Raw genomic sequence first — 6963 nt, 5'->3', positions numbered from 1 at the left:
ACTAAGCTTTCTGATCGTACTTTTTTCATCAGCGCTTGATTTTTTGGCTACTTTTTGATCAAGCAAAAAGTAGCTTTAAACACTTCATTTTTTACCAGTGTCAGGAACAAACAAATACCTTTTCTTCTTTTACCATGCTTAATGCTTTACCATCGCTATATTGAATACCTTTTCAGTATGTAGCTGCAATTCATGCGTGATGTCGACCAGCTGTATTTGCATGGCTAATGGCAAGTAAAAATTTTGAATTAATCTGGCTTTTTCTATCTGTTTTTCGATTGTATGGCCAGAAATTGTTCTTGCGTTATGTAAGACATCAGCTAGCCTAACCAACATAGCATCATGATTTTTATCAGATGTGATACGTTTGATGTAGCTATTATAATCCCCTTTTTGGTTTAATAGCTCTTTCTCTAAGCGCGCTGCAGCCATTACAGTTTGTGTAATAGAAGTACCAAATAGAGTCGTTAAACCTGCTTCTGTAAGCGGGGTATTTTGTACTACATCATGCAGTAAACCTGCAATAATAACATTAGATTCATCCGTTATAGTCAGTAAAATAGAAGCAACTGCCATGGGGTGTAAATAAAACAGTTCTCCTGTTTTTCTTCTTTGGGTCGTATAATAAATTTTAATGAGTTGTAGCGCATCCATGATGGCATCTATATTCAATCCTTTTTTCTGTTTTACCTTTTCTATAAAAGTAGCTTCTTCTTTCATACTCACTGGATCTAATACCATTCTTTGTGTATAAACAACAGGGGAAAGGGTAGCAAATGCCTTAGTAATTTCTTTGACGTTTACAGGTATTACGTATAGATAGGTAATTTCTGATTCAGAAGAAAACCGTTCATAGTAACCGTAATGGGCATGTACAATATGTTGATGCTCCGAATCCCCTTTGTCTTCATGGCCGTTTGATATCTGAATATCTGCCATTTCTGCTACCTTATATAAGGGGTGTATAACAGGTAAGCGTGTTGCTGTGGTGATGACAAAGCTGATCGCTTTGATTTTTTGTAATTTACCTTCTAAAAGAGTTAACCGATAGCCTAATTGGGTATCATCTATGTATATATAAATGTCTTTTCTTTGATCGCTATGTAACGATTGGTGTGTGGTACAAGAATATAAACTGTTGATAATTAGATTTTTTATACTTTCTACTGCACACTGTATATAGAGCTGTTTGGTATCTATCATTACATAGGGTACATCATATATGTTGTTGGTTTTGATAGCATCAAAACATTGGGCTAATAATTGATCAATACTAATCCAGTTAGTAGTTAAATGGAGGTTATATTTCAGGTGTTTAAAAATGCTGTTAAAATATTTTTTTAATCTAATCGCTTGTTCTGAATAAGCAAGTTGACGCTCCTCAGATTGTTCCAATCTAATCAATTGGTTGTTTAATTGGGATATGATACAACTGCTTTCATAAGCCAATGCATCTACTTGTTGCTTGTTAAAGAACTGCCTTGCATTTTGTTCCTCTTTTTCACTAGTTAAGGCTTGTATGATCGATAAGAGCTTACTTAGGCTTTTTTTATGGTATACCAAACCACCCACTAAAACGAATAGTAGTAGTATGGCATAGACAATACGGATATTTAAGTCTAAAAAGCAATCTATCCATGTAATATCACTATGCATATAATGAAGCATGCCCCAGACCATTAGCACGCTCATCATAGATCCAAACAATATTACGAGCAGTGGGGTAATAAAAATAGATAAAGTGAGGTTGAGTATAAAAATAACATCATGTAAATAGGCAAATTTGCTAAGGATGGGCATGGCAGTACCTACTAAGAAAAGAAAGTAAATATGACTTAATGGCCATATGATTGAGGTAAGTTTACGGATATATAATTGGGGCAAAATGAAGGTATAAACTAAGAAAAATGTAGAAACCAAAAGGCTGGGAAAGAGAATCAGTACTTCTAAGCTAGTATGCCATATAGTATTACTCGAAAAAGTATAAAAAGATCCATAACCTGTTAGTAAAATATAAAAAATAAAAAATAGATAAGGTAAATTGTCTTTTGGCAGTTGTTTATCAAGATAATCCCAAAAATTAAACTGCTTCATCTTTTGTGTGATGTATTTGGCCATCCTTTGCCATAATGGGGGTACTTGGGCTACTCTTTCTTGGGCCAATCTATTGGGTAAATTTTGCTGGTATGTAATTTGATTACCAGTTAAAAACTGGACAAGCATACTAGTTATTAGATTCATTAGCATGGCTGGTAGCAAACTACTTATAGCTGGATTAGATGCCCAAAAAAACCATCCAATAGTGGTTAAAACACTTGCCAGCATACCTGCTAAAACAGCATGTCGATGGAGACAAATGCCAGTTAAAGAGAGTAGCAAGGGTAGACTGACAGTCGTTTTAAATAAAATAATAGCCATCCAGATTAGTTGGTCTGGCGCACAAAGTGCAAACAGTGTTCCGATCATACCTGCTATAGCTCGATACATGATGGGCTGTTTAATCCATTTAAACAGATAGGATAAGTCATTGCTCATTAAACCAGTAGCTGCATGTAAATTGGCACCTGCTGTAGAGGTGGTTAAAGAAGCAATCGCTATCATAAATAGCGCTTTTAATCCAACATATGCATCAAAAGTAGTTAGGGGAATAGCTGATATAAGTAGCTTACTATCATGGTGCTCTACCAAAAGCGTCACCCATAGTATAAAAAAGCTTATGGCCAATAATAATAAACCAGCACCATTAAAAGAACGTTTTATTTGAGTCACATTTTCAGCAATTAACATAGGCTTTACTTGAACAGGAAAGAAAGCAGGTATAGAAAATGCGATTAAATAAGCGATATAGTCTAGTGGAGCAGCATGAAAATGGATTAAGGTATTCCAGGAGCGTTTAATAGCTAAAATCAGGTTGACTTGATCAGCATTATATTGCGTTACCATACTGCTCCATAGTGTCCAAGCAATCATGGGTAGTAATATCCCAAAAGTGGCACAGCGTACCACCCGTACCAGCGTTGGTGATTCTATATTATTTGACCCAATACTAAAGGTTATAAAAAAAGCTGCTATAAGCAGACTATAATCTGCTTGAATAGTAAAAAACCAGCCTATAGCCATTGCTAGTAATTTGAATTGCATAGCAGCTACCGCAGTGGTATGTAATAGACCAGATATAGCTACCACCTCTCGCGCTAATTTGCCGTAAAGGCGCCCCATCATTTCTGCTACTGAACCTCTATTTAGCAATAGGTGCAAACGATATATGAGTAGGTTGGCTATTATAAAATAGCTGATCGCGCTACCGGTTAACCCTAGTACACTACCTATATGTGGTGGATTGGATAAAATCTCTCCTCCATAGGTTATAGCCATAATGGTTGCTATGATATTGGCTGTATTAAATCGGGCATATGGGATGCTGGGATGCCTAATAGCACGCATACCAACGAGTAGATTCATGAATAAAAAAAAGAGAAAAATAAGACTGTCTAAATCCATTGCCGGTCCTGTATTTATAGTGCTGAAAAATAGTTTTTTATTAAGGATTTATTGCACAGCCACCTATCAAATTTCTCAAGTAACAAATAATAGAACTGCTTAATCAATTATTAAAACCATACGAAACAGCCACAACGCTTAGTTGCAAGAACTATTTAGATTGTTCTTTAGTGAGCAAAGCCATAAGATGTTGCAAGGAGCTAATAACAGCCCTATTTAAAATAGGATAGTGGATCTCTTCCTCTGTACCAGTATACACATATCCTATTAAAAAGACAAGCTTAGCACTGGTAGTATTTAAAAAATCATCCAGCATGTATTTATTGACTCGGTAGGCTTCTCTAAGTAGCCGTTTTATTTTATTACGTTGCACAGCCGAGCGGATCTTTCGTTTAGAGACAGCGAAAAGAACTTTATTGGATAAAAATAGTTCTTGCTTTTTTTGTAGATAAAAGAGGGTACAGGAAGGTAGCTTATAGGCTTTTCCTTCCTCGAAAAGCATCCTGATGTCTTTAGGATTAGTTAATCTATTGCACTTGGGTAGCTTATTTTTGCCCATAAACAACAGCCACAGAGTGGGGTAATATTAACGCTTGTGCCTAGGCTCATCAGAAATAGTTAACTTTACTCTTCCTTTGGCACGTCTTCTGGCCAATACTGCACGACCATTCGCTGTTGACATACGCTCTCTAAAACCATGTTTGTTGCTTCTTTTTCTAAGAGATGGTTGAAATGTTCTTTTCATAGTGGATTAATGATTTGGTACATTTTTTAAGCAATTAAGCAATATTTTTTATGTGACTTGCCCGATCCAAATAGCATACGAGCCCCCTAAATTTGCTTGTGGCAAGGTAAGTAAATCTGTTGTAGAATCCAAATGATTCTATTTATCTGTTAGGAAAATGGCCTAAAAGGGTATTTGATAGAATCAATACCATGGGTAAACTTAACTTATAATGAATTTTTATCTTAACTATTTTCTTGATAAAGCTCTATTTTTTTATATTTAGACTACTGTAATCATCTGTACAATTAAAACAGCGGTATTCTATATTATACCTATAGTAGGGTACCCCAAACATTCTTTTATTTAACGACTGATTAAAAACAGATACACACAATGAGCAGACGTTACCAGGTGCCTTTTTTTTTGATCAGCTTGATTTTGTTGATTCCATCAAAAGCAGCGCCTGTATCCAAATTAAAGAAATTACAAAAAGGGATCTATAACGAAGATCTTGCTGTGCATAGAATGCGGTTTCGTAAACCGCCCAAATGGGTAAAAAAAGCTCCCTCTGGTCCATTGCTATGTCCATTAGACCAAACCAAACTTTTAGCAGCACGGTTAGCAGCCAGAAAAGCAGCTTATGAGCGTACAAATGGTTTAAAAGGTTATACCATACAACTTTACATGGGTAGCAGTAGGAGCGCAGCATTACGCATTCAAGACTTAGCCAGTAACTTTGCTTATCCGGCTACGCTCCATTACAGGCAACCGCATTATACCGTACAACTTGGTTTTTTTTTCGATAGGCTAGAGGCCTATTTTGTTTATTTGACTTTACTAAAAAAAATACCTAGTGCCATGATCCGGCCTTCTATGCGCACTAGACAGTCCTAAATTGAGAGGCTATATTTTCGGTAATTTAATTTTTTTGTTTATATTTATCGCTTCATGCAACTGCTATGGCGATAGGCTATAGCAATTGCCTATGCAAACCTATTGAATGGTCATTTTGGTATCGAAGTTTCTCTATGTTTTTAAGCGCATGTAGTATGCTGCAGCGATCCACTGTGCTTCTTCTAAAGATTGCTCATCACCAATGGGTTGGCTAATAGGCGTTAATAATGTTTTATTATTTTAATAAAATACCATTTTTTATTCTTTTAATATCTGCAAAACTATTCATTATGACTATCATTTCTGGTATTGCTCGGTTCAAGTATTTTCTTATATTTTTGGCTTTGGCTTATCTTACAGCTTATGGTAAGCGTCACCCTTCTAGTACACGCCCAGGTAAAGTAAGCTTGAGGACAGGGCGGCCTTTTAATCAAGCCGACACCCTGCCTGTAGTGCCCTCTAAGCGTTTTTCGTCTATTCCGGGCATGGTATATATAGAAGGAGGCTATATGGTAATGGGCAATTTAGGTGAAGATAAGTTGGGTACAGGAGGGCGTTATGCTAAACCGGTTACGGTCAATTCTTTTTACATAGATCAAACGCCTATTACTAACTTAGATTATAGAGAATACTTATATGATTTAAAAAAAAATGGTTTGATGGACCAATATCAAGCTGCTATTCCCGATCAGAAGGTTTGGGCCAAAGATGCTAGTATGTGTAATGATCAATATATAGATAATTATTTATATGCACCTGGTTTTATGTATTACCCGGTTGTTGGTGTAACCTGGACGCAGGCTACAGAATATTGTAAATGGCGCACCGCAAAGTTTAAGGAAGAAAAGATGAAACACCAAGCGAAGCGGCGTGAAGCAAAATCAAGCCCTGCTGCCGATGATGATGTCTATGCAGAGAAAGATAAACTTGAGCCTGTAGAGGGTAATGAAGTAGAGGAAGCATATCCTGTATTTCGCTTGGCCACTGAAGCAGAATGGGAATATGCTGCACGTGCCATAGTAGGTATAGCTAATGTAGATTACTTACAGAGCCATCAAAGAAGTTATCCTTGGTCTGGTTCTTCTCCAAGAGGCGCAAATGGTCAGTTCTTGGCTAACTTTAAGCGTGGGCAAGGGAATTATAAAGGGATGTGTGGTGAATCTGATCATGCAGCGCCTACTTCTTATGTCTATGCCTATCCTCCTAATGATCTTGGTATCTATGATATGGTGGGTAATGTTTGTTGTTGGGTAAATGATACTTACAGCCCTCTTTCCTTACAAGATACGGGTGATTTAAATCCTGTTAAGCGGGATGAATCTTTGGGCGATGCTGGTAATGGCTATATAGCTAGTAAAGCTGCTCTTACCAATGATGATGCAAAAGTATATAAAGGTTGTTCTTGGGCAGATTGTGCTTATTTCCTTCAAATAGGTACTAGACGTTATTTGCATAAAGAGCATGCTAGTGCTACTATTGGATTTCGATGTGTGGTGTCTAGCTTAGGGTAATAAAATTTTTCTTTTGAAAGGCTACTCCGGCTGGTAGTTTCCACATTGATCCGTTGCTTAAATCCTCATCTATATTTAGTACGTTGCGGTTTTGCTTTTCGTGTCTCGTATCTGTTCAGGGAATGGCGTTCACTGAAGCAATTTTAACTTGTTTGTTTCCGTTCACCCAATGGCTTATTCTAGGAAAAAAACGCGCCCTTTGAAAAAAGTACGATCAGAAAGCTTAGTTTACAGATGAAAAGAAAAACAATTGCCGGGATAGATTGCAGAGAGGTTCCTGTTTTTCCAGCTGTAAACTAAGCTTTCCGTAGCTTTTTTCATCAGCGCTTG

Annotated in this window: 5 protein-coding genes; 2 read left to right on the top strand and 3 right to left on the bottom strand. The window is 36.9% G+C overall.

All coding sequences use genetic code 11. From position 1 onward, the window contains the following. Positions 1–138: 138 nt before the first annotated feature. The 3 genes from MUW73_RS03085 to rpmH form a co-directional block, all read right to left on the bottom strand. Complete coding sequence (locus MUW73_RS03085) at positions 139–3501, bottom strand: HD domain-containing protein (RefSeq protein WP_243018498.1); 3363 nt, start codon at positions 3499–3501, stop codon at positions 139–141. A gap of 151 nt (positions 3502–3652) precedes the next feature. Further along, positions 3653–4060, bottom strand: a complete 408-nt coding sequence (gene rnpA / locus MUW73_RS03080; protein ID WP_243018496.1) for a ribonuclease P protein component — start codon at positions 4058–4060, stop codon at positions 3653–3655. Between the two features lie 27 nt (positions 4061–4087). Further along, positions 4088–4246, bottom strand: coding sequence for a 50S ribosomal protein L34 (gene rpmH, locus MUW73_RS03075; protein WP_243018494.1), 159 nt, complete (start codon positions 4244–4246; stop codon positions 4088–4090). 423 nt (positions 4247–4669) lie between these two features. Here rpmH and MUW73_RS03070 point away from each other — a divergent pair, with 423 nt between their 5' ends. Both MUW73_RS03070 and MUW73_RS03065 read left to right on the top strand, forming a co-directional pair. Beyond that, positions 4670–5122, top strand: coding sequence for a hypothetical protein (locus MUW73_RS03070; protein ID WP_243575245.1), 453 nt, complete (start codon positions 4670–4672; stop codon positions 5120–5122). 290 nt (positions 5123–5412) lie between these two features. Next, a complete protein-coding gene (locus tag MUW73_RS03065) occupies positions 5413–6633 on the top strand; it encodes an SUMF1/EgtB/PvdO family nonheme iron enzyme (RefSeq protein WP_243018490.1) in 1221 nt (406 codons plus the stop codon). The last annotated feature ends 330 nt before the right edge of the window (positions 6634–6963 follow it).

This window comes from Candidatus Cardinium sp. cByotN1 (genome assembly GCF_022810525.1).
Classification (GTDB): Bacteria; Bacteroidota; Bacteroidia; order Cytophagales; family Amoebophilaceae; genus Cardinium.
The sequence above is the reverse complement of the archived record's forward strand: the minus strand, read 5'-3'. Positions and strand labels throughout refer to the sequence as shown.